The 25,458-nt window shown below is 71.7% G+C and carries 23 protein-coding genes; 12 read left to right on the top strand and 11 right to left on the bottom strand.

Translation table 11 applies throughout. The annotated features are described in order from the left end of the window. Window positions 1-68 precede the first annotated feature (68 nt). The gene (rho, locus tag AB0959_RS41570; protein WP_366832022.1) at window positions 69-1,214 is read right to left on the bottom strand and encodes a transcription termination factor Rho; all 1,146 of its coding nucleotides are present in this window, start codon (window positions 1,212-1,214) and stop codon (window positions 69-71) included. Between the two features lie 478 nt (window positions 1,215-1,692). On the opposite strand from rho, the gene AB0959_RS41565 reads away from it, so the two are divergent. From AB0959_RS41565 to AB0959_RS41540, 6 genes are all read left to right on the top strand, one after another. Further along, window positions 1,693-3,690, top strand: a complete 1,998-nt coding sequence (locus AB0959_RS41565) for a sulfatase (RefSeq protein WP_366832021.1) — start codon at window positions 1,693-1,695, stop codon at window positions 3,688-3,690. Between the two features lie 140 nt (window positions 3,691-3,830). Beyond that, window positions 3,831-5,039 carry a cytochrome P450 gene (locus AB0959_RS41560; RefSeq protein ID WP_366832039.1) on the top strand — a complete coding sequence of 403 codons (1,209 nt, stop codon included), beginning with the start codon at window positions 3,831-3,833 and terminating at the stop codon, window positions 5,037-5,039. Between the two features lie 104 nt (window positions 5,040-5,143). Then, a complete protein-coding gene (locus tag AB0959_RS41555) occupies window positions 5,144-5,908 on the top strand; it encodes a nuclear transport factor 2 family protein (protein ID WP_366832020.1) in 765 nt (254 codons plus the stop codon). Further along, complete coding sequence (locus tag AB0959_RS41550; protein WP_366832019.1) at window positions 5,905-6,246, top strand: YciI family protein; 342 nt, start codon at window positions 5,905-5,907, stop codon at window positions 6,244-6,246. The genes AB0959_RS41555 and AB0959_RS41550 overlap by 4 nt, the downstream gene beginning before the upstream one ends. A gap of 31 nt (window positions 6,247-6,277) precedes the next feature. Then, window positions 6,278-7,582, top strand: a complete 1,305-nt coding sequence (locus AB0959_RS41545) for an RNA polymerase sigma factor (protein WP_366832018.1) — start codon at window positions 6,278-6,280, stop codon at window positions 7,580-7,582. A 32-nt stretch (window positions 7,583-7,614) separates the two neighbouring features. Next, the gene (locus AB0959_RS41540; RefSeq protein WP_366832017.1) at window positions 7,615-7,761 is read left to right on the top strand and encodes a hypothetical protein; all 147 of its coding nucleotides are present in this window, start codon (window positions 7,615-7,617) and stop codon (window positions 7,759-7,761) included. Between the two features lie 10 nt (window positions 7,762-7,771). On the opposite strand, the gene AB0959_RS41535 is transcribed toward AB0959_RS41540, so the two are convergent. After that, the gene (locus tag AB0959_RS41535; RefSeq protein ID WP_366832016.1) at window positions 7,772-9,358 is read right to left on the bottom strand and encodes an alpha-amylase family glycosyl hydrolase; all 1,587 of its coding nucleotides are present in this window, start codon (window positions 9,356-9,358) and stop codon (window positions 7,772-7,774) included. A 76-nt stretch (window positions 9,359-9,434) separates the two neighbouring features. Between AB0959_RS41535 and AB0959_RS41530 the strand changes: the two genes are divergently transcribed. After that, window positions 9,435-10,223 carry a methyltransferase domain-containing protein gene (locus AB0959_RS41530; RefSeq protein ID WP_366832015.1) on the top strand — a complete coding sequence of 263 codons (789 nt, stop codon included), beginning with the start codon at window positions 9,435-9,437 and terminating at the stop codon, window positions 10,221-10,223. Window positions 10,224-10,299: 76 nt separating this feature from the next. On the opposite strand, the gene AB0959_RS41525 is transcribed toward AB0959_RS41530, so the two are convergent. The 7 genes from AB0959_RS41525 to AB0959_RS41495 all read right to left on the bottom strand — a co-directional run bounded on the left by AB0959_RS41525 (window position 10,300) and on the right by AB0959_RS41495 (window position 17,569). Beyond that, entirely contained in the window at window positions 10,300-11,454 is a 1,155-nt protein-coding gene (locus AB0959_RS41525; RefSeq protein ID WP_366832014.1) for a serine hydrolase domain-containing protein, read from the bottom strand. A gap of 165 nt (window positions 11,455-11,619) precedes the next feature. Next, the gene (locus AB0959_RS41520; RefSeq protein ID WP_366832013.1) at window positions 11,620-12,588 is read right to left on the bottom strand and encodes an acetylxylan esterase; all 969 of its coding nucleotides are present in this window, start codon (window positions 12,586-12,588) and stop codon (window positions 11,620-11,622) included. 123 nt (window positions 12,589-12,711) lie between these two features. Next, window positions 12,712-14,322 carry a cation acetate symporter gene (locus tag AB0959_RS41515; RefSeq protein ID WP_366832012.1) on the bottom strand — a complete coding sequence of 537 codons (1,611 nt, stop codon included), beginning with the start codon at window positions 14,320-14,322 and terminating at the stop codon, window positions 12,712-12,714. After that, entirely contained in the window at window positions 14,316-14,735 is a 420-nt protein-coding gene (locus AB0959_RS41510; RefSeq protein ID WP_366832011.1) for a DUF485 domain-containing protein, read from the bottom strand. The genes AB0959_RS41515 and AB0959_RS41510 overlap by 7 nt, the downstream gene beginning before the upstream one ends. A gap of 412 nt (window positions 14,736-15,147) precedes the next feature. Further along, window positions 15,148-15,732, bottom strand: a complete 585-nt coding sequence (locus AB0959_RS41505; RefSeq protein WP_366832010.1) for a hypothetical protein — start codon at window positions 15,730-15,732, stop codon at window positions 15,148-15,150. 450 nt (window positions 15,733-16,182) lie between these two features. Continuing rightward, window positions 16,183-16,938, bottom strand: a complete 756-nt coding sequence (locus AB0959_RS41500) for a ferredoxin reductase (RefSeq protein ID WP_366832009.1) — start codon at window positions 16,936-16,938, stop codon at window positions 16,183-16,185. A gap of 25 nt (window positions 16,939-16,963) precedes the next feature. After that, complete coding sequence (locus AB0959_RS41495; protein WP_366832008.1) at window positions 16,964-17,569, bottom strand: sulfite oxidase-like oxidoreductase; 606 nt, start codon at window positions 17,567-17,569, stop codon at window positions 16,964-16,966. A 247-nt stretch (window positions 17,570-17,816) separates the two neighbouring features. On the opposite strand from AB0959_RS41495, the gene AB0959_RS41490 reads away from it, so the two are divergent. From AB0959_RS41490 to AB0959_RS41470, 5 genes are all read left to right on the top strand, one after another. Next, window positions 17,817-18,737 carry an NADP-dependent oxidoreductase gene (locus AB0959_RS41490; RefSeq protein WP_366832007.1) on the top strand — a complete coding sequence of 307 codons (921 nt, stop codon included), beginning with the start codon at window positions 17,817-17,819 and terminating at the stop codon, window positions 18,735-18,737. Continuing rightward, a complete protein-coding gene (locus AB0959_RS41485; RefSeq protein WP_366832006.1) occupies window positions 18,734-19,498 on the top strand; it encodes a GNAT family N-acetyltransferase in 765 nt (254 codons plus the stop codon). Before AB0959_RS41490 ends, AB0959_RS41485 begins: the two co-directional genes overlap by 4 nt. Before the next feature lie 200 nt (window positions 19,499-19,698). Further along, the gene (locus AB0959_RS41480; RefSeq protein ID WP_366832005.1) at window positions 19,699-20,487 is read left to right on the top strand and encodes a putative protein N(5)-glutamine methyltransferase; all 789 of its coding nucleotides are present in this window, start codon (window positions 19,699-19,701) and stop codon (window positions 20,485-20,487) included. Window positions 20,488-20,598: 111 nt separating this feature from the next. Further along, the gene (locus AB0959_RS41475) at window positions 20,599-22,614 is read left to right on the top strand and encodes an NADPH-dependent 2,4-dienoyl-CoA reductase (protein ID WP_366832004.1); all 2,016 of its coding nucleotides are present in this window, start codon (window positions 20,599-20,601) and stop codon (window positions 22,612-22,614) included. A 134-nt stretch (window positions 22,615-22,748) separates the two neighbouring features. Continuing rightward, complete coding sequence (locus tag AB0959_RS41470; RefSeq protein WP_366832003.1) at window positions 22,749-23,303, top strand: PadR family transcriptional regulator; 555 nt, start codon at window positions 22,749-22,751, stop codon at window positions 23,301-23,303. A gap of 247 nt (window positions 23,304-23,550) precedes the next feature. Here the strand turns inward: AB0959_RS41470 and AB0959_RS41465 are convergent, their stop codons facing one another. Both AB0959_RS41465 and AB0959_RS41460 read right to left on the bottom strand, forming a co-directional pair. Then, window positions 23,551-24,120 carry a hypothetical protein gene (locus AB0959_RS41465; RefSeq protein WP_366832002.1) on the bottom strand — a complete coding sequence of 190 codons (570 nt, stop codon included), beginning with the start codon at window positions 24,118-24,120 and terminating at the stop codon, window positions 23,551-23,553. A gap of 181 nt (window positions 24,121-24,301) precedes the next feature. Further along, entirely contained in the window at window positions 24,302-25,264 is a 963-nt protein-coding gene (locus AB0959_RS41460; RefSeq protein ID WP_366832001.1) for a fibronectin type III domain-containing protein, read from the bottom strand. Window positions 25,265-25,458 lie beyond the last annotated feature (194 nt).

Raw genomic sequence — 25,458 nt, 5'->3', positions numbered from 1 at the left:
GGATCGAACACCCGGATGCATCAAGACGCGTGCCGACGGGTTTGGCAGGGGGCGGGGCCCACGTGGCGTCAGGAAGCGGGGAGCGTGGGCTGGACCTGGCGCAGGAAGGCGGCGTTGTCCGGCGTGGCGCGCAACCGGTCCAGGAGCGTTTCGAGGTTCGCCCCGTCCTGGCCGTCCCGCGACTGCAGGGCACGCCGCAGTCCTCGTACGGCGGTCAACTCAGTTGACGGAAGCAGGAGTTCCTCGCGACGGGTGCCGGACGGGGTGATGTCGACGGCCGGGAAGACCCGCCGGGCGGCGAGGGCGCGGTCCAGGCGGAGCTCCATGTTGCCCGTGCTCTTGAGCTCCTCGAAGAAGAAGTCGTCGGCGCGGGAGCCGGTCTCCACCAGGGCCGTGGCGAGGATGGTGAGCGAGCCGCGCTCCTCGGTCCTGCGTGCGGCGCCGAAGAGCCGCTTGGGACCGTGCAGCGCGGCGGCGTCGACACCGCCGCTGAGGGTGCGGCCACCGGCCGCGGCCGCGTTGTTGTGCGCCCGGCACAGCCGGGTGATCGAGTCCAGGAGGATCACCACGTCCTCGCCCTGCTCGACGAGGCGCTTGGCGCGTTCCACGACGAGTTCGGCGAGCGCGATGTGCTGCTTCGGCGTCCGGTCGAACGTCGACGCGTACACCTCGCCCCGCACGGAGCGACGCATGTCGGTCACCTCCTCGGGGCGCTCGTCGACCAGCGCCACCATCAGGTGGCACTCGGGGTGGTTGCCGGCGATCGCGGCGGCCAGCTGCTGGAGCAGCACGGTCTTGCCGGTCTTGGGCGGGGCCACGATCAGGCCGCGCTGGCCCTTGCCGACGGGTGCGATCAGGTCGACGACGCGTCCGGTGAGACCGCTCGCCCGGTGTTCGAGGCGGAGCCGGTCGTGCGGGTGCAGGGGGGTGAGGTCGTGGAAGTGCGGCCGGTCGCGCAGTTCTTCGGGGGCGCGGCCGTTGACCCGCTCGATCTCGGTGAGCGCGCGCCGGGCGCCGCGCACGCCTTCGACGGTGTCGCCCTTGCGCAGGCCGTACCGGCGGATCAGCGCGGCGGGGACCTGGGGGTCGTCGGGTGTGGACAGGCAGTTCTCGGTGCGCAGGTGCCCCTGCCCGCCCTGTGCGATGTCGAGGACACCTGAAACGTGGACCGGGAGCTGCCGCTGGGTGGGAGGGGATTCGAGGGTGGTGGTCATGGGGGTCCTTTCGGGACTGAGCCGGACTCAGTGGACAGATACGGAGAGGGGGAGGGGGAAGTGCCGCGAGGCGGAGTGGTCACGCCTGGGTACGGCCGGACGCCACGTCGTCGGGCACGGCGGCGATCGAACACGGAGCCGTACGCGAGAGGTGGTGCTGCGAAGAGGAGACGCAGAAGAAAGAGAGGAAACCGGCACCGGCGCCCACGAAGGGGCGAACACACGTGCCGTCGACACTGTAACACCGTGAGAGGGGCTTGAGTAGGGGAATCTGGGGGATGGGTGTTCGCTGAACGGTGCTTGGGTGGGGCTTGAACCGAGCTTGGACCGCACTTGACCTGCGAGGAAACACTGGTGGGCTTTTCTGTGTGCGTTGAACTGAAGCCGTTCGTGGGCCGTACAGGGGAGGGCGGCGACCCGGTCCCCCAACCCGGCCCGTCGTGCCACCACCGCGCTTCGCACCGGAAGGACACTCGGGGTGTCGCTCTTCACGCGCTTTCACCAACTGCCGGACACGGACGAGGCAGCGACCAAGGAGGTCGGCAAACCGTCCGAGCCTCCGGAGAACCGGACCGCGTCCGACGCGACCGGCGAGGGCGCCGAGGCCACGGCGGACTCCACGGACACGGAGAGCGGGCTCCCCGACGGCGGCCCCGCTCCCGAGCGCTCGGAATCCATCGTGGGCGAGGCTGCCGCGGATGAGCACCGTGGCGGTGACGATGCCCCCGAAGCCCCCGCGACCGCGGCCGCTACAACCCCCGGCGAAGCCGGCCCCCGTCCCCCCGGCGGCTGGCGTGCCAAGTACCCGGTCGCCGCACGCGTTCTCTGGTGGACGGTCACCCTGTCCGCCGCCGCGCTCGTGTTCCTGGCGTTGATGCTGCCGGGGAACGCCCAGTACTTCCAGGTGCGGAGCTTCCTGCGGATACCGGTGGAGCCGATCCTCCTCGCGGCTCTGCTGCTGGCGCTGCCCAGGCGAGCGAGACGCGTCCTGGCGGTGCTCACCGGGGTGGGGCTCGGGTTGCTGGTGATCCTGAAGCTGCTGGACATCGGCTTCAACATGTTCCTCGGGCGAGGGTTCAACGTGGTCCTCGACTGGGGTCTGTTCGACGACGCCGAGTCGTATCTCGAGGACACGCTCGGCGGTACGGGAGCGCTCGCCGCCGTGGCCGGGGTCGTGGCCCTGGTCGTCGTCCTGCTCGGCGTGATGTCGTTGGCGGTCGTCCGGCTGGTGGGTCTCCTGGAGCGCGACCGGCACAGGGCGAGCCGCGCCACGATCGTCGCCGGAACCGTGTGGATCACCTGCTCGGCCCTCGGTCTGCAGCTCATCGGCACCACACCGGTCGCCACCAACAACACGATCGGCCTGCTGCAGGACCGCGCCGCGAGGGTGAAGGCGACCCTGAAGGACGAGGCGGCATTCGCGCAGGAGGTCAAGAAGGACCCCTGGGCCAAGGTGGCGCCGGACCAACTGCTGACCGGCCTGCGCGGCAAGGACGTCATCTTCGCCTTCATCGAGAGCTACGGCCGTTCAGCCATCCAGGACCCGGCCATCGCGCCCGGCGTGGACGCGACCCTCGACGCCGCCACCGACGACCTGCACAAGGCCGGGTTCGCGGCGAAGAGCGGTTGGCTCACCTCCGCGACGTACGGCGGCAGCAGCTGGCTCGGCCACTCCACCTTCCTGAGTGGCCTGTGGATCGACAACCAGGACCGCTACCGCACGGTCACCGCGGGCGAGCGTCTCACCCTCCCCGGAGCCTTCCACCGCACGGGCGCCTGGCGGACGGTCGGCGTCGTGCCCGGTGTCCAGTACAACTGGCCCGAGGGGAAGTTCTACGGCCTCGACCAGGTCTACGACTCCCGTCATCTCGGCTACCAGGGACCGAAGTTCAGCTGGTCGACCATGCCGGACCAGTACGCCCTGACCGCGTTCCAGCGCCTGGAGCACGGCAAGAAGCACGACAAGCCGCTGATGTCGCAGATCATCCTGACGTCCAGCCACCAGCCGTGGGCGCCCCTGCCCAAGATGATCGGCTGGGACCAGGTCGGTGACGGCTCGGTCTACAAGGCCATCCAGAAGGCGGGCAAGGACCCGGCGGACGTGTTCTACGACAGCACCAAGGTGAAGCAGGAGTACGGCAAGTCCATCCAGTACTCGGTGCGCAGCCTCACGGAGTTCGTGGAGAAGTACGGCAGCAAGGACACCGTGCTCGTCTTCCTCGGCGACCACCAGCCCATGGCCCGCGTCAGCGGGAACGGCGCCAGCCACGACGTACCCGTCAGCATCGTCGCCCACGACCCGAAGGTCCTCGGCCGGATCTCCGACTGGGGCTGGACGGACGGGCTGAAGCCCACGGACGACGCCCCCGTCTGGCGGATGGACCGATTCCGCAACCGCTTCCTCACGGCGTACGGCCCGCAGAACGGTGCCACACCGTCTCCGTCGGCGTCCGCCCCGTCCCCGGCGAAACCCTGAGGCGACAAGGCCGTTGTTGGCCGAGTGCCCCCTTGAGACGGCGCGCACGCACTGTGAGCATGAATCACATCGTGCGCGCCGACTCGCCTCCGGTGGTAGGGAGATCAACCTTGGGCACCTCGTCCTCCGAGCCGTACCGCATGGACCCCTCCGGCGGCTGCCCGCACGCCGCGAACGCGCGGCTCCTCGCGCAGGGGGCTGTCACCTCCGTCGTGCTCCCGGGTGAGGTGGCGGGCATGGCCGTACTCGGACACGAGGCGCTGAAGGACTTCCTCGCGCACCCCGACGTCGCCAAGGACGCCCGGCACTTCACCGCACTGCGGGACGGCCGGATCGGCGCCGGATGGCCGCTGCGGACCTTCGCGACGGTGCGCGGGATGACGACCGCCGACGGTGACGACCACCGGCGGCTGCGGTCGCTGGTGAGCACGGCGTTCACGCCTCGCCGGGTGGAGCGGCTGCGCCCGCGCATCGAGGAGTTGACCGCCACGCTGCTGGACGACCTCGCGGACGCGGCCGAGGCGGGCGGCGGGGTCGCCGATCTGCGCCGGCACTTCGCGCTGCCGCTCCCGATGGGCGTCATCGGTGAGTTGCTCGGTGTCGAGGCCGAACACCGGGACGCGCTGCACCACTTGTCGAACCAGGTCGTGGCCACCGACATCGGCCCGGAGCAGGCGGTCGCCGCCAACCGCGACCTCGTGTCCCTGCTCGCGCGCATCGCCGCGGATCGTGCCGAACGCCCTGGCGACGACCTGACCAGCGCCCTCATCGCCGCCCGCGACGAGGGCGGCGACCGGCTCGGCCAGGAGGAACTCATCGGCACCCTGGTGCTGATGATCATCGCCGGGCACGAGACGACGCTGAACCTCATCACCAACGCCGTACGGGCCCTGTGCGGCCACCGGGACCAGCTCGATCTCGTCCTGGACGGGAAGGCGAGCTGGGCGGACGCCGTCGAGGAGACCCTGCGCTGGGACGCGCCTGTCAGCTACTTCCCGTTCCGCTATCCCGTGCGGGACCTTGACGTCGACGGGACGCTCATCCCCCAGGGGACGCCCGTGCTGGCGGGTTACTCGGCGGCCGGGCGCGATCCCGCCGTGCACGGCCCGGACGCCGGCCTGTTCGACGTCACCCGGCAGGCCCGGCCCGGAGCCGTACGGCACCTCTCGCTCGGGCACGGCGCCCACTACTGCCTCGGCGCACCACTGGCCCGTCTGGAGGCCGGCATCGCGCTGGAGCGGCTGTTCACCCGCTTCCCCGGCCTCGACGTGGCCGTGCCCGAGTCGGGCCTCTCCCGTCACTCCAGCTTTGTGGGCAACAGCGTGAGGGCGCTTCCGGTGCGGATCTGACCGACCGCACGGGTGCCCGGCAGAGTGTCGATGGAGCATGTCGATTTCGCGGCGGCCCGTTCGTCGGTGGGGTGAGAGGAACCCCATGAGCACTCGGAGGAAGCATGAAGTACCTGCTGCTGGTCAGCGCCCACGACGCGGACGATCCGGCCGCCGCGGAGCCCGTGGCCCCCTGGGTCGCCGAGCAGGGAGCCGCCGGCGTGCGGCTGCACGGCCACCGGCTACGGCCCTCCACCGAGGCGGTCACCGTGCGCGTACGCGGCGGCGAGGTGCTGCGCACCGACGGGCCGTTCACGGAGACCAAGGAGGTCGTCGGCGGCTTCGACGTACTGGAGTGCGACAGCCTCGACGAGGCCGTGGCCGTGGCCGCCCGCCACCCCGGAGCAGCCGTCGGATCCGTTCAGGTACGCGCCCTCTGGGACGACGAGGACGCAGAGACACGGATCCGCCGCCTCGACGCCGAACTCACCCGGGCCGCCCACGACCACGACATCGACCGCATGGTGGCCTGCTGCACCCCCGACGTCGAGGTGTTCCACCCGATGAGCGGCCCGGAGCAGCGCGGCGCCGAGGCGTTCCGCAAGGCGCAGGAATGGTGGTACTCGACCGTGACCGGGCCGGTGAGCCGCGAGGTCCGCGACTTCCGGGTCCGGGTGGACGAGAGCGTCGCGTTCGGCCACGCGCTCGTCCGTGTCCGGGCGGCCCGTACCAACGGAGAGCCCCTGGACACGGAACTGCGAGTGACGACCGGCTACCGCGCGTTCGGCGACCAGTGGCTGATCACCCACCAGCACGCGTCGATCCCGTTCGACACCGGTATCGAGAACACCGGTATCGAGAACACTGGTACCGAGGAGGAGCGGTCATGAAGTACGTGATGTTCATCTGCACCCCGGTCGGCGGCGAGGAACTCAGCCCCGAGGAGATCGCCTCCGACCCCCGGTTCACCGAGTACATCGACGAGGTGCGAGGCCGGGACATCGTGAAGGGCGGGGCCCGGCTGCGTCCGTCCACCGACGCCACCACCGTGCGCGTCCAGGGCGACGAGGTCCTGCTCAGCGACGGGCCGTTCGTCGAGTCCAAGGAGTACGTCGCCGGATTCGACATCATCGACGTCGCCGACCTCGACGAGGCCATCGCGCTGGCGGCCAGGCACCCCGCCGCGCTCCGCGGCGGCTCCGTCGAGGTGCGGCCGGTCTGGGAGTGACGGACAGGCAGCGACGGACAGGGAGCCCGGAGTGAAGGACGTCGAGGAGGCGGTCGCCGCCGCCGCCCGCGAGGAGTGGGGTCAGGTCGTCGCCACGCTCATCCGGTTGACCGGCGACTGGGACCTCGCCGAGGAGTGCGCGCAGGACGCCTTCGCCCAGGCCCTCGACCGGTGGCGGCGCGACGGCGTACCGCGTCGCCCCGGCGCCTGGCTGACCACGACCGCCCGCAACCGCGCCCTGGACGTGCTGCGCCGGGAAGCGGTGGGGGCGGCCAAGCTGCGGGAGGCGGCCGTGCTGACGCGGGACGAGGGACCGTACGACCCCGGAGACGACGGGTACGACAGGTACGACACCGACGACAGCGGAGTCCGGGACGACCGGCTGCGGCTGATCTTCACCTGCTGCCACCCCGCCCTGCCCATCGAGGGCCGGGTGGCGCTCACCCTGCGGACACTCGCCGGGCTCACCACACCCGAGATCGCCCGCGCCTTCCTCGTCCCCGAGGCCACGATGGCGCAGCGCCTGGTCCGCGCCAAGCGGAAGATCCGCAACGCCGGCATCCCCTACCGCGTCCCGCCCGCACACCTCCTGCCCGAACGCACCACGGGCGTGCTCGGTGTGCTCTACCTGCTCTTCAACGAGGGGTACGCGGCCACGGCCGGCACCGAACTCGTCCGTACCGGCCTGTGCGCGGAGGCGATCCGGCTCGCCCGCGTCCTGGCGCGCCTCATGCCGGACGAACCCGAGGTGCTCGGCCTGCTCGCGCTCCTGCTGCTGCACGACGCCCGCCGCGGCACGCGCGTGGACGCGGCGGGCGAACTGGTGACGCTCGAGGACCAGGACCGCACCTCCTGGGACCGGGCCGCCATCGACGAGGGAACCGCCCTCCTGGAGACGGCCCTGCGTCGGGGCCGGCCCGGCCCGTACCAGATCCAGGCCGCCATCACCGCCTGCCACACCACCGCGCCCACCTCGGAGGCCACGGACTGGGCCGAGATCGCCGCCCTCTACGGCGAGTTGACGCGCCACGTGCCCTCCGCCGTGGTGCGGCTCAACCGTGCCGTCGCGGTGGGCATGGCCGAGGGCCCGGAGGCCGGGCTGGCCCTCGTCGACGAGCTGGAGCAGGAGGGCGCCCTGGCCGGGTACCACCTGCTGCCCGCGACCCGAGCGGACCTCCTGCGCCGTACGGGCCGCCTCCAGGAGGCCGCCGAGGCGTACGGTCACGCACTGGAGCTGGTGGAGAACGACGCGGAACGGCGGTTCCTGGAGCGGCGGCTCGCCGAGTGCCGATCAGCGAGTGTCGATCAGTGTGAAGGGCGTTCGTCGGTGGGGTGACGACACAGGACACCCGACCAGGGAGACGACCCGTGACACCCCGTGCTCTCGTTCGACGTGCGCTGCGGAGCCTGGCCCGCGCCCTCCGGCACCGCCCGCACCCCGCCGATCCCGACGCACCGGACCCCGACACACCGGCCCCCGACGCCTGGCTCGCGGGCATCCGCCTCAGAGGCTGACCCCGGCCACTCAGCGGTGGCCGAGGTCGAAGATCCCGTACCCGAAGCCGCGGGCGGTGGTCCCGCCGCCGAGGTCCACGCCCGACACCTCCAGGGGCTGTGCGGTGGCGGAGTCGTACGCCCAACTCGCCTCGTTCCGCTGCGGGTTGACCACCACCAGGTACCTCCCGCCGCGGACGTACACGAACGGGTAGCCCGCGTGCAGCACCTCCACCGAGCCGCCGGAGCCGAGCTCGGGGGTGGTGGTGCGCAGACGGACGAGGCGGCGGACGAGATGGAGGAGGGAGCCCTCGTCGGCGTGCTGGGCGGCGACCGTCGGACGGTCGTGGGCCGGGTCGACCGGCAGGTAGAGGTCGTCGACGGGGGCCGTGGAGAAGCCGGCGTTCTCCGTGTCGTCCCACTGCATCGGCGTGCGCGAGCCCGCCCGGTTGTAGCGGGGGCCGAGGACGCTGCCCTCCGTGTCGGGCAGTCCGTCGATGTAGCGCATGCCGATCTCGTCGCCGTAGTAGATGGCCGGGAGCGTGGGCCAGGTGAGCTGGAAGGCGAAGGCGGCGGGGAGCTGTTCGGCCGTGCGCGGGCCGCAGTTGAGGCGGGAGAAGTCGTGGTTGGCGGTGGGCAGGGAGATGAACCCGCTGCTGCCGACGGCCGTGGAGGCCCGCTCCCACGCCTCCACGAACGGGCGGGGCGAGCCCCTGCCGCCGGGGTCGAAGAAGCAGTCGAGCGGGTCCCAGTCCTCGTTGACGGTGCCCTCGCCGTTGCTCCACAGCGAGCGCAGGGCGAGGCCGTCGGCGGGGCCGCCGAACTGGAGGAAGAAGTCCGCGTGGAAGCCCGCCGCGACCGACACCTCGGGCTCGCCCCACTCCGACAGCAGGACGGCCTCCGGGTGCGCGGTGTCCAGCCACTGGCGCAGCTCGGACCAGATCCTGGCGGTCTCGCTCCGGTCCGGGTCGTCCTTGACGAGGGAGGCGGCCATGTCGACGCGGAAACCCGAGACGCCGAGGCGCAGCCAGTGGTCCATGATCGAACGGAGGGCCTCGCGGTTCGTGCGCGGGCCTTCGGCGTCCACCGGCAGGCGCCACGGTTCGGCAGGGTTCTCGCGCGCGTAGCCGAAGTTGAGGGCAGGCTGCGAGTCGAAGAAGTTCGGGAGATAGGCGCCGGGGCGGCTGCCGGGGGAGGGCACGAAGCCGTCGGGGCGGCCGTCGGGCGCCCAGATGTAGCGGTGGTCGTCCGGGTCGTTCGCGGACGCCGTGAACCACGGGTGCGCGTCGGAGGTGTGTCCTGCCACGAGGTCGAGCAGGACGCGAATGCGGTGGCGGCGGGCCTCGTCGACGAGTTTGGCGAGTTCGTCGTTGGAGCCGTAGCGGGGTGCCACGTGCAGGTGGTCGGACACGTCATACCCGGCGTCGCGGAACGGCGAGACGAAGCACGGGTTGAGCCAGACGGTGTTGACGCCCAGCCAGGACAGGTGGTCGAGGTGCTCGGCGATTCCGTTGAAGTCGCCGATGCCGTCACCATTGGAGTCGGCGAACGACTGCGGATAGATCTGGTAGAAGACGGCGTCTGCCAGCCAGGCGGGGGCGGGACGGAACGAAGTCATGCTGTGACGATAGGTGACCTGCCTGATCGTCCGCTGCCCCTGAACCGAAGGCCGCCCGGCGTCTAGGCTGAGGGTGATGTTCACTCCGCAGGGTCCCAGCCTCCGCGAACTGGCTGTTCAGGCGCTCTCCTCCGTCGAGCACGGATACGACCTCCTCGCGCCCAAGTTCGACCACACCCCCTTCCGTACGCCGGACACGGTCCTGGACGCCGTGGAGCGGGCGCTGTCCGCCATGGGGCCGGTCGACCACGGGCTCGACCTGTGCTGCGGCACGGGCGCGGGCATGGGCGTCCTGCGCGCCGTGTGCCGGGAGAGCGTGACCGGGGTCGACATCAGCGCGGGGATGCTGGCGGTGGGGAGGGACCAGGCGTCCCGTCCCGCGGAACCGGAACCGGAACCGGAAGTCGAACCCGAACCCGAGCCCGGGCCCCGTGTCGCCTGGGTCCGGGGTGATGCCCTGGCCCTGCCCTTCGGTTCCGTCTTCGACCTCGTCGTGAGCTTCGGGGCGTTCGGGCACTTCCTGCCGCGCGAGTTCCCGGAGCTGTTCGGTCAGGTCCACTCCGTGCTGAGACCGGGCGGACGCTTCGCGTTCCCGCTGCCGGCGCCCGCGCCGCCGAGCTCCCCCTGGTACTGGGCCCTGCTGGGCTTCGACACGGCGATGCGGGCGCGCAACGCGGTGTGGCGTCCGCCCTTCGTCATGTACTACCGGCCGTTCCGGCTGGGGGAGGTGCGGCCCGGGCTGGAGCGGGCCGGGTTCGACGTCGAGTTGTACGCGCTGCCCGAGTTCGGGCGGCGGCGTGACGGGAGCCCGCGCTGCCGGATGGTCGTGGCGACACGCCGGGACGGCTCCTCACGCCCGGTCTGACCCTCGCGCCGGACGCCCCGCACCGGGCCCGGCGACCAGCGCCGAGGCGGTCGCCGCTCGGGCGAGCGTCGACCGTTCACAACGCCCCGTACAGGGCCTCCACGAGCGCCATCTTGCGTGGATCGTCAGCGATGTGCGGGCCCATGCGGTTCATGACGTAACCGAGCGAGACACCCGCCTCGGGGTCGGCGAGGCCGCACGAGCCGCCGTACCCGTCGTGCCCGAACGCCCTCGGGTTGGGCCCGTACGAGCCGCCCGGGCCGCTGAGCCAGAGGCCGAGTCCGATCTCCGTCTCGTGCCCGAGCCCGGCGCCGAGCACCAGGTCCCGGCAGCTGCCCTGCCCCTCGCGCACCCGCTCGGCGGCCTCCGGAGACAGCACCCTGTGTCCGCCCCACGAGCCGCGCCGGGCGAGGATCCCGTACAGTGCGGCGACCGCTCGGGCCGTGCCGTGTCCGTTGGCGGCCGGGATCTCGGCGGTCCGCCACCGCTCGGTGTTGGCCTCGGCGGCGCCCACCACGGGGTTGGCGAGAGCGGCGATCGCCGTGGGCGACAACTGTGCGAAGACCGCCGCCTGTTCACTGGCGTCGGCGACCGGCGGATGCACCAGCTCCGCCGCGCGACCTGACTCCTTCTCCGGCAGCCCGATCGTGAAGTCGATCCCGAGCGGCCCCGTCACCTCGCGCTCCAGGAACGCGCCCGGCAACAGCCCTGTGATCCGCCGGACCACCTCGCCCACCAGAAAGCCGAACGTGAACGCGTGGTACCCGGACCGCGTGCCCGGCTCCCACCAGGGCTCCTGAGCCGCGAGGCGCCGCACCGTCAGCTCCCAGTCACAGAGCTGCTCGAACGAGTGCGGCTCACGCATCCCGGACAGACCCGCGCGGTGCGAGAGCAGATGCCGTACGAGCACGCGCTCCTTGCCCGCCGCGGCGAACTCCGGCCAGTACGCGGCCACCGGCGCGTCGAGATCGAGCAGCCCGCGGTCGGCCAGGATGTGCGCGCACAGGGCGGTCGGCCCCTTCGACGTCGACCACACGTTGGCCAGCGTCTCCCGCTCCCAGGGCCGGGTGCGGGCCTCGTCGGCCCAGCCGCCCCACAGGTCCACGACCGTGGCGCCGTCGAGCGTCACGGAGACCGCCGCACCCACCTCGCCGCGATCCCGGAAGTTCTCCTCGAACGCGGCGCGCACCGCTTCGAACCGTGGGTCGCAGTGGCCGTGAATCTGGGACATGGGCCCCTCCCTCGTCCGTGTCGCGGAAAGCCCGGAGCCGAGGTCCGGGCCACCCGAACATACCGACTGGTCGGACAGCGGGGAAGCCGTTGGGCGGTGTTGGGTCAGGTCAGACGGACGAAGCGCCGGGCGGTTCCGGCCGGTCCCGTCGAGTGCCTCCGCCCGTCAGAGCCGCGACGCCAGCCACTCCAGCTTGGCCGCTTCCTGGTAAGGGCCGCCGCCCTCGTGGTCGTTGAAGTCGTAGACCTCGATGTGCTTGTCGCCGTGGGCCCAGGCGTTGAAGGCCGCGAAGACCGTCGACGGCGGGCACGTCTGGTCCTCCAGGGCCGCCGAGAACAGGGCGGGCGCCCGGCCGCGCGCGGCGAAGTGGACGCCGTCGAAGTAGGAGAGCGTGCGCCGGACCTGCTCGGTGCGGCCGCGGTGGGTCTTGAGGAAGTTGCCGATCTCCCGGTACGGGTCGCGGTCCGTCAGCGTCGTCGAACGCGGGAAGTCGCACAGGAACGGCACGTCCGGGGCGACCGCGACGAGATCGGGCAGCAGACCGCCGACGGCGATGGAGATGCCGCCGCCCTGGCTGCCACCCGAGACAGCCGTCTTCGCGTCGTCGACCAGCGGGTGCGACCGGGCCGCCTCCACGGCACGTACGGCGTCCGTGTACACGCGCCGGTAGTAGTAGTTCTCGGGGGCGTCGACGCCCCGCGTCATGAAACCGGGGTACGCGGGGGCACCGCCCACCGGGTCGGGCGTGTCGCCGCCACCGCCCCATCCGCTGCCCTGGCCGCGGGTGTCCATCACGAAGTGCGCGTAGCCCGCCGACGCCCACAGCAGGTGCGTGTGGGGAAGGCCCCGGCCGCCGCCGTACCCGATGAACTCGACGACCGCGGGACGCGGGGTGTCCGCCGACGCCGGCAGGACCAGCCAGCCCTTCACCGGGTGACCGCCGAACCCGGCGAAGGTGACGTCGTACACCTTGACCGTCTTCAGATGGGTCTCGACCGGTTCGAAGCGTACGTCGAGGTCGTGGGCGCGTGCCTCCTGGAGCGTTTTCGCCCAGAACGCGTCGAAGTCCTCCGGCTCCGGTGAAGCGCTTCGATAACCACGAAGCTCGTCCAGGGGCAGGTCGAACAGGGCCATCTATGACCACCTTCGAGGTCAGGGGTGCGGTTGATCACACCGTACGATGTGATCGCCGCGCGCCGCCAGGGTCGGGCGATCCGTTCCGGCCACCCCTGACCTCGGGTCATCGCCGCTGTCCCGTCACCTCTGGTCGGTTCCGACCAGGGCGCGGACCTCGAACTCATCGAACGTGTCGTCCGGCGTCGTGGCCGGTGTGCGCCCGCCGGCCAGGGAGCCGATCCAGCCCAGCAGGAAGCCCGCGGGGATGGACACGATGCCGGGGTTCTGCAGCGGGAACCAGGCGAAGTCCGCGTCCGGATACACCGAGCTGGGCTGCGAGGAGATGATCGGGGAGAACACCACCAGGAGCACCGAGCAGAGCAGCCCGCCGTACAGGCTGAGCAGTGCGCCGCGTGCGGTGAAGCCGCGCCAGAAGAGTCCGTAGACGATCGTCGGCAGGATGGCGGAGGCGGCGATCGCGAAGGCGAGGAACGCCAGCGTGGCCGTGCTCGTGCCCCACGACAGCAGGGCCAGCAGCATGCCCATCACGCCGATGACGACCGCGGCGAGCCGGGCGACGCCCAGCTCCTCCGTCTGCTTCGCCTTACCCTTGCGGATCACCTCACCGTAGAGGTCGTGGGCGAGCGAGGTGGCCGCCGCGAGCGTGAGTCCCGCCGCCACGGCGAGCAGCGTGATGAAGGCGAGGCTGGACAGGAGTGCTTCGAGGACGCCGCCGCCGAGTTTGTGGGCGAGCAACAGGACGGTCGCGTCGCCCCGGGGGTCGAGCTCCGCGATGTTCTCCCGGCCCACGATCGCGGTGGCGCCGAGACCCAGCACACCCGCCATCAGGCAGACGAAGCCGACCAGGCCGACGGACCACACCACGGAGCCGCGCAGGACGCGGTTGGTGCGCGGGGCGAGCAGTCGCATCATGACGTGCGGCAGCGCGGCGAGCCCGAGCACGATGGCCAGCTGCAGGCTGAAGAAGTCCAGCTTGTTGGTGGTGGTCCCGCCGTACTGCAACCCGGGCTCGAGGAAGCGCCCGCCCAGAGCGCTGTTCTCGGCGGCGGCTGACAGGAGGTCGTCGATGTTCCAGCTGAAGTGGTGCAGCACCATGACGGCGGTGACCGCCACTCCGGCGACCAGCATCACGGCCTTGACGACCTGGAGGAACGTGGCGCCCGGCATGCCGCCGATCGCCGCGTACACCACGACCATGGAGCCGATGACCACCACGCACATCGTCCGCGTCGTTCCGCTGGGGTCGCCGATGAACTGCGTCAACAGGGCGATGCTGCCAACGAGTTGGGCCACCAGGTAGAGAAGGCACACGGCCAGCGTGCACAGGGAGAGCGCCAGTCGCACCGACCGCTGTCCGTCCGGCAGCCGCAGTGCCAGGGCGTCACCCAGGGTGTACTTGCCGGTGTTGCGCAGCGGTTCGGCGATGACCAGCAGCACCATCATCCACGCGACCACCGTGCCACCGAGGTAGAGCAGGCCGTCGTACCCGTTCAGCGCGACCCGTCCCGTACTGCCGAGCAGCGTCGCGGCCGACAGGTAGGCGCCGCACATCGCGAGCCCGTTGCGCAACGGCGTCATGTCCCGGTTGCCGAGGTAGAACTCGCTGATCTCGTCGCGCTGCGGGGCCGTCAGCAGCGCCGTGAACAGGGTGACCACGACGACGGACACGAACAGGATGAACGTCAGGCGCAGGCTGAACTGGTCGACGACGGCGGCCGCTTGCGTCACCACGCGCGGAACCGCCTTCCGGCCGGAACGCGGGTCCGCTGCTGCTGCTCGCGCTCGCGCTCACGCTGTTGTGCGCGCAGCCGCAGGACGATCGGGTCGACCCGCTCACGCATGTGCCGCACGTACCGCCACGCCGCGACACCCATGACAACGAACTGGACGAGTCCGAGCGTCAGTCCAATGGTGAGTTCACCGACCAACTGCTGGTTCATCAGCGACGGAGCGAAACTCGACAGCAGAACGTACGAAAGAAATCCGCCAACGGACAGCAGCACCGTCAGCGCGCCGAACGAGCGATATGCGCGCCGAAGTGAACCGAATTCCGGGTCGTGGTGAATTGCCTGCGGGCCGGTCGGTTCGAACCCGGTGGGGGGAGGCGGGGCATAACCACCATGGGGTGGGTGGTGTTGGGACACAAGCACCTTCTTCGCTGCCTTATGTCACGCACGTGACTCCACCGCGTCGGAAAAGGCCCGTGTTGGGACCCGACAACCTACAGAGCCACGCATTCGTGCGGATCGTGGGGGGACGTGGAAAGTGTGGGGACGGGGAAACCGGAGTATGGCAGTGCGGCCATTCAACTATCAACAGCCTCGCTGAATGGAAAACGCGCCTCTTCAGATACGGACGTTGGAGCACCCGAAGACGCGTCACCCATGGCTCTGCCGAGAAGACGGATGGCGTCCTCGGTGCCGTCAGCGTGACCCACAGCGTACGGAGAGTCGTGATCGGCAGCAACCGCCTTCTATGCAGGGTGAGTTCGGAAGCGGTGAAGATCGCGGAACTGGACTCGGCGCGCCTTCCCCGGCCGGTGCTGTGGCGTCCGCCTCAGGCCCGGCGACGCCCCCACTCGGGCCCGGTCCGCGCCCACTCCCGCTCCCACTCGGCCAGCCGGTGCCGCAGAGTGATCCGGCGTACCAGCAGGTTCCCGGCCAGGACGGCGGCGACGGCGCCTGCCGTGGCGCACGCGCCGAACGCCAGCGCGTGCTGCCAGATCGCATCGCTCGTCGGCGGCGGGTCGACGCTGCGACCGCGGGCATCCAGCCATACCTGGGCGGATTCCCCGCTGCGGGTGCCCGCCGGCACCCGGGCCAGCCCGGTCCTGGTGCCTTCACGCGGATCAGTCCAGCGGGCCTTCACGGCGTAGGTGGGCTGCCTGTCGCCTTGCGAGGTGGGGACCGAGGCCGGGGCGTCGGCCACCAGCACGGCACCGACCCGGTGCAGTCCGGCCCGCTGTTCCGCGGCCTCGGCCCGCGCCGTGGCGTGTGCCCAGGAACCCGCGGCCACCCCGGCCAGGGGCGCGCCGACGACAAGCAGGACCGTGACGACGAGAGCCGTCCACGCCTCGACCACGTGGGAGCGCCTACGCAGTGGATTGGGGCGCCAGCGCCAGCCGCGCACCCGGGTTCGCATCTCCATCTCCTTCTGCCGACGGCTTCGTACCACCACCGGCCGCGCGCCTTTCCCGCGACTGATCCGCGTCCCCTGTGGAACTCGCACTTCACCCGGCGAACCGAGGAGGAGCCCTCATGACGCCTGATCGCGCGGCCCTGGCCCGGCCGTCCGAAAACAGCAGTTCCAGCGGTTCTCCTCTGCCGCTGGAGTTCCCAGCCCGGTCACCCCGAAACGCCCACCCGTAGCAGGTCCACGCCCACCGGCGACCGGCGGAACCCCCGCGAAGGGCCTCCCTCGAAGGGCATGCGTCGGCCACGCGAAAGGCGGGAGTCATCACCCGGGCGACGCCCGTCTCCGAGGAGGTGGTCCGAGCCCGCCCCCCACCTCGTGAAGGCCTCCACCAGGGGCCGGGCTCCTGGTCACGGCTGACCTCACCCTCCGGCCGCGGATCAGCCGGTTGCCCGGGCCTCAGCCGAACCGTTCGATGCGGATCCGCTCCACCGGCTGCCCCGCCGCGACCAGCAGGCGTGAGGCGTGCTCAGCGAACCCGTTGGAGCCGCACACATAGGCCTCCCACCCGTCATGTGGCGGCTCGGCCAGGAGCGCCGCCACATGGGCGGCCGACACACGTCCCACGGCCCCGCCCTCCGGCGCCCTGCGGGTGAAGACCGGGGTGGTCTCCGCGCCGTACTCGCTCGCGTAGATCAGTTCCTCGGGGCTGCGCGCCGACACCAGCAGCCGCAGTGGCAGCGTGAGTTCCCGTGCCCGGTGGTGGCGGACCATCGACATCAGGGGGACGACACCGGACCCCGCCCCGAGCAGCAGCGCGGGCCGGTCGCCCGGCCAGGCGAAGAACCCGCTGAGCGGCCCTCGCACCTCCACCTGGTCCCCGGGCCCGGCCACGGTGTGGAACCAGCCGGACACCTCGCCGCCCTCGACGTGGTCCAGGGTCAGCTCGATGTGCCCGGTGTCGTCGGGCGCGGACGCGATCGAGTAGTGGCGCTGCGCCACATAGCCGTCCGCCGCGGTCAGCCGCACCATCAGGTGCTGCCCCGGCAGATGCCCCGACCAGCCGGGCACGGCGAACCGGAACGTCGCGGCGCGCGGCGTCTCCCGGCGGATCTCCGTCAGCGTGGCCGTCTGCCACACGCTCGCGGCCTGCCCGCTCACGGCGATACGGCCGGGCACGGCGAACCGGGTCGGGGGTGTGTACGTCTCGGTCATCGCATGTCCCACGGGTACGGCCGGCTCAGTCGCCGGCGTACCGCTGCTCCTCCCACGGGTTGCCGCGCGCGTGGTAGCCGTTGCGTTCCCAGAAGCCCGGCTCCTCCTGGTCGAGGATCCGCAGGCCCGCTATCCACTTGGCGCTCTTCCAGAAGTACAGGTGCGGCACGACCAGCCGCGCCGGGCCGCCGTGCTCGGCGGACAGCGGCCGCCCGCCGTACTCCCACGCGATCCACGCGCGGCCCCCGGTGAGGTCGGCGAGCGGAAGGTTCGAGGTGTACCCGGTGTGCGCGTACGCCACCACGTGCGTCGCCGTCGGCAGCGGCCGTACGAGATCCAGGAACGCGTCCAGGGACACGCCCCCGAACCGCACCCCGAACTTCGACCAGCCCGTCACACAGTGGATGTCGCCCTGGTACACCGAAGCCGGCAGCGCGTGCGCCTCGTCCCAGCTCCAACTGCGCGGCTCGGCCACCAGCCCGTCGATCCGGAACGTCCAGTCGGCCGTCGCCAGCGCGGGCGTGACCTCGGCCGACAGCACCGGCCAGTCGTCGCGCGCGTCGTACTGGCCGGGCGGCAGTCCGGCGTCGGGGACGCGCGGGCGTCCGGTGAAGCCTCGGGTGACGTGCATGACGGGTGGGTGCCTCCAGGCCGGACGTGGTGAGGGGTGCGAGGGGGTGACCGTGCGCACGCGTCCCACGGTACGTCCGCGGGCACGGTGCTCCGGTCCGCGGGCCCGCGGTGATCATTGCGGCATCATGAACTCTCCGGACCGACGGGAATAGCCCGCGCGCGATCTTCCTTGCCGCAAGGTGCCGACCACGGTGGTTCCGCGGTGCGACCGGTGACCTGGTGACAGCGAAGGAGAGTGGAAACCCATGCCCAAGGCGTATGTCTTCACGCGGTACGGCGGCCCGGAGGCCGAGGCCCTCGTCGAGCAGGAGAAGCCGGTCCCCGGCCCCGGCGAGCTGCTCGTCGCGGTGCGCGCGGCCGGCGTCAACCCCGTCGACTTCAAGCAGCGCAGCGGCTATGCCCGCCCCGGCCAGAGCGCCCGGGAACTGCCCGCCGTCTTCGGCAACGAGGCCGCCGGAGTCGTCGAGCAGGTGGGCCCGGACGTGACCGGATTCGCCGTCGGTGACGAGGTGTTCGGCAACCCGGTCGCCGGCGGATACGCCGAGTACGCGCTGCTGCCCGTCGCCGTGACCGCCCACAAGCCCGCGGAGATCTCCTTCACGGACGCCGCCGCCCTGCCCGTCGCGGCGGCGACCGCCTACGACGGCGTCCGCCAGCTGGACCTGCCCGCCGGTGCCACCCTCGTCGTCACCGGCGCGGGCGGCGGCGTCGGCGTGGCCGTCGTGCAGATCGCCCGGGCCCTCGGGGCGAAGGTCATCGGTGTGGCGGGCGCGGGCAAGAAGGCGTTCGTCGAGTCCCTCGGCGCCGTGCACGTGCCCTCCGGCCCGGACTTCGTGACGGACGTACGGGCCGCGGCGCCCGACGGCGTGGACGCGGTCTACGACCTGGTGGGCGGCGAGGTTCTCGAGGCGGCGGCCGAGTTGCTCGACGACCGCACGAAGCTGATCACCGCGGGCGGCAAGGACATCGTGGGACGACTCGGCGGCGCGCCCGTCGCCCGCGCCCGCACCGCCGCCGTGCTGGACGAGGTGGCCAAGCTGGTAGTCGACGGCAGCCTGCGGCCCCATGTGACGCGGACCGTCCCCCTCGACCGGGCCGGCGAGGCACTGCGCACGGTCGAGGAGGGCCACGCCCGGGGCAAGATCGTGATCGAGGTCGGCACATGAGCCGTACGAGTCGCACGATCCGCACGAACCGCACGAGCGCGGTCCCCGCGAGTCATGTCCTGGACAATCCCGCCCTGGCCGCGCTGACCGGCCCCCACGCCCATTTCGCCGAGCGGCGCGGCCGGGTCCTCCGCTACCCCGTCGACGTGTCCCCGTGGCTGGCCCTGCCCGACGAGCCCGACGCCGGCGACTGGGCGGACGTGGCGGCGCTGGCGGGCCCCGGCGCGGAGGTCGAGCTGCCGGGCTTCCGGGGGACGCTCCCGGACGGCTGGGACGTGACGTTCAGCCTCGACGGCGTCCAACTCGTCGACGACAACGTGGACACCGCCCCCGACCCGGAGGCCGTACGGCTCGGACCCGCCGACGTACCCGACATGCTCGACCTGGTCGCACGCACCAGACCCGGCCCCTTCCTGCCCCGCACCGTCGAGCTCGGCACCTACCTCGGGATACGCCGCGGCGGCGCCCTCGTCGCGATGGCGGGGGAGCGGATGCACCCGCCCGGATGGACGGAGATCAGCGCGGTCTGCACCGACCCGGACTTCCGCGGTGAGGGCCTCGCGACCCGGCTGATCCGTGCCGTGGCCCACGGCATCCGCGAGCGCGGCGAGACCCCGTTCCTGCACACGGGTGCGGGCAACACCGGCGCCATACGGCTGTACGAGTCGCTGGGCTTCCGGCTGCGTCGTACGACCACATTCCGGGCGGTGCGGGTGCCCGCGAGTGAAGGGCTGGAGGAGCGCGTGACTGTCGGGCGGTGAGACGTGACGGTGCGTCGGCGAAACGGGAGTGGCGGTGGGCGCCCGTGAGGTACTGTGGACGGCCAGTCGTCACGTCTTCGGGGGAGGTGGGAACCATCACCGCTGTGTCAGGTCGGGTGCTCTCACCTCAATGCGGCACGGTGCGCTGAGACCGCACCGCCAGAGCACCCTTCGGCCCACCGAAAGGCTCTCGGCTATCCATGCGTTTTCTCTCGACTCCCGCCGTCGTCACCGCGCTTCGCTCCGCGGGCTGCGTCTTCGCCGAGGACGAGGCGGAGTTGATCCTTTCCTCCGCCCGTACGCCCGACGAGGTCACTGCCATGCTGGACCGGCGCATCGCGGGCCTGCCTCTTGAACACGTCCTCGGCTGGGCCCGGTTCCGGGGGCTGCGCATCACCGTCGATCCCGGCGTGTTCGTACCCCGCCGTCGTACGGAGTTCCTCGTCGAACAGGCACTGGCCGCGGCGCCCGGCGCGTCCCTCGTCGTGGACCTGTGCTGCGGCTCGGGCGCGGTGGGGGCGGCGCTCGCCGCTGCCCTCGACGGTGCCGCACTGCACGCCGCCGACATCGAGCCGACGGCGGTGCGGTGCGCCCGCCGCAACGTCGCCGACTTCGGGGGCCACGTCCACGAGGGCGATCTCTTCGCCGCCCTGCCCGGCACCCTGCTCGGCCGGGTCGACCTCCTCGCGGCCAACGTCCCGTACGTCCCCACCGACGAGGTCCCCCTCCTGCCGCCGGAGGCCCGCGACCACGAACCGTGGGTCGCTCTCGACGGCGGCGCGGACGGGCTCGACATCCTGCGCCGGGTCGCGGCCGAGGCGCCCCGCTGGCTGGCGCCCGGCGGTCACCTGCTCGTCGAGACGAGCGCACGGCAGGCACCGCTCGCCGTGGAGACCTTCAGGCACTGCGGGCTGAGCACACGCCTCGCGGTGTCGGAGGAGTGGGACGCCCACGTCGTGATCGGCACCAGAGCCGAAACCCTCGGTTAGCCGTGCCCTCCGCCCGGATGTGGGCTTGCCCTCACCCGTTGTGCAACTAGTTGCAAAAACCGCGTGGCGTCGTCTACAACGGTCGGGACGACGCCACGCACGGAGGGCCCGATGAGCCGATTTCCCCACCTGCTTCAGCCCCTTGACCTGGGCTTCACCACGCTCCCCAACCGCGTGCTCATGGGCTCCATGCACGTCGGCCTGGAGGAGGCCGAGCGCGGCTTCGAGCGCATGGCGGAGTTCTACGCGGCGCGGGCGCGCGGGGGAGTGGGCCTCATCGTCACCGGCGGCATCGCGCCCAACGAGGCGGGCCGGCCGTACGAGGGCGGCGCCAAGTTCACCACCGACGCGGAGGCCGAACAGCACCGGCAGATCACCGACGCCGTGCACCGCGAGGGGGGCCGGATCGCCCTGCAGATCCTGCACTTCGGGCGCTACGCCTACCACCGCGATCTCGTCGCCCCGAGCGCCCTCCAGGCGCCGATCAGCCCCTACGTGCCGCACGCCCTCACCGACGCCGAGGTCGAGCAGACCATCGACGACTACGCGCGGACGGCCCGTCTCGCGCGCCGGGCCGGCTACGACGGCGTCGAGATCATGGGCTCCGAGGGCTATCTGATCAACGAGTTCATCGCCCGCCAGACCAACCGGCGCGAGGACCGCTGGGGCGGCTCGTACGAGAACCGCGTGCGCTTCCCCGTCGAGATCGTGCGGCGGGTGCGCGAGGCGGTCGGCGAGGACTTCATCGTCGTCTACCGCCTGTCGATGCTCGACCTGGTGCCCGGCGGCTCCACGCTCGACGAGGTGATCACCCTCGCCAGGGCGGTGGAGGCCGCCGGAGCGACGATCATCAACACGGGCATCGGCTGGCACGAGGCACGCATCCCCACCATCGCCACGTCGGTGCCGCGCGGCGCCTACACGTGGGTGACGAAGAAGGTCATGGGCGCCGTCTCCGTACCGCTCGTCACGACCAACCGCATCAACACCCCCGAACTCGCCGAGCAGTTGCTCGCCGAGGGCCACGCCGACATGGTGTCGCTGGCCCGGCCCATGCTCGCCGACCCCGACTTCGTCGCCAAGGCGCGTGAGGGCCGGCCCGACACCATCAACACCTGCATCGGCTGCAACCAGGCCTGCCTCGACCACACCTTCAGCGGACAGATCACCTCCTGCCTGGTCAACCCGCGCGCCTGCCACGAGACGGAACTCGTCCTCTCCCCGACACGGCGGCGCAAGCGCGTCGCGGTGGTTGGCGCCGGCCCGGCCGGACTCGCCTGCGCGGTCTCCGCCGCCGAACGCGGCCACGACGTCACGCTCTTCGACGGCGCGAAGGAGATCGGCGGCCAGCTGAACGTCGCCCGCAAGGTCCCCGGCAAGCGGGAGTTCGACGAGACGCTGCGGTACTTCCGCGCCCAGCTCGAACTGCGCGGTGTGGACGTGCGGTTGGGTGCCTACGTCACCGCGGACGACCTCACCCCGTACGACGACGTCGTCGTCGCCACCGGTGTCACCCCGCGCACGCCCGACATCCCGGGCGTCGACCACCCGAGCGTCCTCGGCTACCTCGACGTCCTGCGCGACGGCGCGCCGGTCGGCGAACGGGTCGCGATCCTCGGCGCGGGCGGCATCGGCTTCGATGTCGCCGAGTACCTCACCGACGGCGGAGACGAGGCGAGCGAGGACCCGGCGGAGTACTTCCGCCAGTGGGGCGTCGACATGGACTACCGCGCCCCCGGCGGCCTCGCCGCACCCGAGCGGCCCGCCCCGCCGCGCTCCGTGCACCTCCTGCAGCGCAGGACCACCAAGGTCGGCGCCGGCCTCGGGAAGACCACCGGCTGGATCCACCGCACCGAGCTCAAGCACCGCGGGGTCGCCATGGTTCCGGGCGTCCAGTACGACCTGATCGACGACGCCGGACTGCACGTCACCGTCGACGGCGTCCGCCAGGTCCTCCCGGTCGACACGGTCGTGCTCTGCACCGGACAGGAACCGCGCCGCGACCTGTACGAGACCCTGGTCGCCGCGGGCCGCAGCGCGCACCTCATCGGCGGCGCCGACGTGGCCGCCGAACTGGACGCCAAGCGGGCCATCAAGCAGGGCACCGAGCTGGCGGCGGCGCTCTAGCCCTGTCGCCGAACTCCCGTCTGCCCTGCGGCGCCATGCACGCACTCTGACGTCGCAGGGCCCGCCCTTCCGCGGACGACGGGAGTTCGGCGACAGGCCCTGGGAGGCCGGCGGGGCGAACCTAGGATGAGGCCATGTCACTCCCGCACGCGATCCTCACCGCTCTGCTCGAGAAGCCGTCGTCGGGGCTCGATCTGACCCGCCGGTTCGACCGCTCGATCGGCTACTTCTGGTCGGCGACGCACCAACAGATCTATCGCGAGCTGGGAAAACTGGAGAACGAGGGCTACATCCGTGCCCTGCCGTCCGAGCAGCCGACCCGCGGGCAGAAGAAGAGTTACGAGGTGCTGCCCGCGGGCCGTGCCGAGCTGGCCCGCTGGACGGCGGCCTCCCAGGACCCCAAGCCGCCGCGGGACACCCTGCTGCTGCGGCTGCGCGCCTCGGCCGTGGTCGGCACGACGGGCATCGAGGACGACCTGCGCCGCCATCTCGCCCTGCACCAGCGGCAGCTGGCGGAGTACGAGGAGATCCAGCGGCGTGACTTCGGACGCGACAGGGACACGCCCCAGGACCGCCTGCAGCATCTGATCCTGAGGGCGGGCATCGACCTGGAGACGTTCTGGACGCGGTGGCTGACCCACGCCCTGGAGGAGTTCGAGCGCCTGCCCGCGCCCGAGGGCTCCTCCTAGGGCCTGTTCGACAATTCCCGTCTGCCTCGCGACGCCCTGCACGTTCCCCCACTGCCTTAAGGGCGTGGGAGGTGCCCCCACTCGCCGCACCGGGCGTAGACCCAAGTGCATCCAGTACGAGGGTCTAAGCCCGGCACTCCCCCAACCTTCGGCCGGGGGGACCCCCAGAGCACGCACCTGACGCCGCGAGGCCGCCCTCCGGGCGACGACGGGAATTGTCAGACAGGCCCTGGCGCGGCACCAGGTGTCACAGGCGGTGCGGCTTGGCCCGGCGGCGCAGGTACCAGACCGTCGCGCCCAGGCCTGAGGCCACCAGGACCCCGCCGCCCACCAGCGTGAGGGTGCCGTAGTCCTTGGCGGCCCCGCCGACACCACCCATGACGCCGCGCGAGGGTGAGGCGGTCGCGGAGATGGTGCGCGTGGGTGTGGGTGTGGGGGTACGGGTGGGCGTGGGGGTGCCGGAGACGATGATGGACTGCGTGCCGGCCGTGGTTCCGTCGTTGCACACCACGGTCACGGTGTAGGTGCCCGGACTGACGTTGCCGAAGACGGCCGACTGGGTGGTGCTCGACCCGGTCAGCGTCGCCTGGCGTCCCTGGGCGGAGCTCGTCTGCCCGCTGGACATCAGCGAGGCCCTGCCGAACCTGCCGTTGGCGTCCATGGTGGGGCACGCGCTGGTGGTGACCGTGACGGTGGACCCGCTGGTGCTCACCGAGATCCCCGGCGCGGCGATGGCCGGAGCGGCCAGGGCGAGCGGCAGCGCGGCGGCGGCGGTCGTGGTCAGGCAGGAGCGGACGAGTGGCTGAATGCTGCGCATAGGACTGCCCTCCAGCGGCACGGTTGGCGGTACGTCCCTTGCGCCGCCGAGGATCGGGAAACCCCGTGCTGCCTCAGGGCGAGCCAACGTGCCTCCGGCTCCCGCCGCATGCGGACCGCCCCCGGCCAGGTGACGGATTCCTTCCTCCGGGGGACCCCTACAGGTGCATACGCGGGACCGCTCATCGTCCCGTGGTCACGGTGCGCTCCGCCGAGAACCCGCCCCACGTTCCGTCCGGCAGCTTCGCCCTGATCCGCACCCGGTGCGTCTCTCCGGCCTCGCGCCCCAGGTAGAAGCCGTACTCGGCCCGGTCCTGGGGCGCCGTGCCGCCCCACACGAGCGAGGTGGCGACCTTCCCGTCGAGGTGGACCTCGTACTCCGTGATCGCCCCGTCGGCGCGCGGCGGGACCCAGGCCAGGTCGATGTAGTACGACCCGTCGGCGCGCCGCGTCGTCGCACGGAACCCGGTGGGCGCGGTGCCCCGGCCGTCGTCCGTTCCCGGCGCGGTGGTGAGCCGCACGGCTTCGCTCACGGGTGAGACGTTGTCCGTCGCGTCCCGGGCCCGCACGGTGAAGGAGTAGCGGGTGCCGGGCCGCAACCCCGTCACCACGGCCGCGGTCTGTCCGCCGCCCACACTGTGCACCTTGGACTCCCCCTGGAGGATGTCGTACGAGACCACGCCCCGGTCGTCCGCCGACCTCCCCCAGGACAGCTGAACCGCCCGGCTGCCGGCCACCGTGCCCTTCGGGCGCTCCGGCCGGCTCGGTGCCCTGCTGTCGGCGGCGACCGCGTGGGGCGTCGTGGCCCGTATCCGCCGGCTGGGTGGCCCCACCTCCCCTGCGGTGCTCCGCGCCCGCACCGTGAACACGTACGTGGTGGCCGGGGCGAGGCCGGTGACGTCCACCATGTGCTCGCCGCCGGGCACGTCCTTCACCTTCGTGGTGCCGCGATACACCTCGTACCCGGCGACCTCCGGCTTTCCGGACGCTCGATTCCACATGACGTGCACGCTGGTGGCGCTGCCCGCCGCGGCGGTGACTCCGACGGGCGCCCCGGGCGTGCGGCCCTCGGGCGCCCCGTCCCGGCCGCAGGCCACGGCGAGGACCAACGAGCCACAGATCACCAGCACAGGAACGCGACGCACGGCTCTGCCCTCCCCGACACCGGATTGGTCTGTACCTATAGGGCGCCTGTCAGCATGCTCTCGTCAAGGGGGGCGGTGGGTCATGGCCCGGAGGTGTCGCTCACGCGGCCGATGGCGCGTCCTCACGCGCGCGACCATTCCGCGGGATCGGCACGACGACTACGTATGCTGAGGCTCTGACGCGGCGTGAACTC

It is taken from the genome of Streptomyces sp. NPDC046862 (genome assembly GCF_040704615.1).
In the GTDB taxonomy this organism is placed as follows: Bacteria; Actinomycetota; Actinomycetes; order Streptomycetales; family Streptomycetaceae; genus Streptomyces.
Note: the sequence above shows the minus strand (reverse complement) of the source record. Positions and strands in the feature narration are given on the sequence as shown.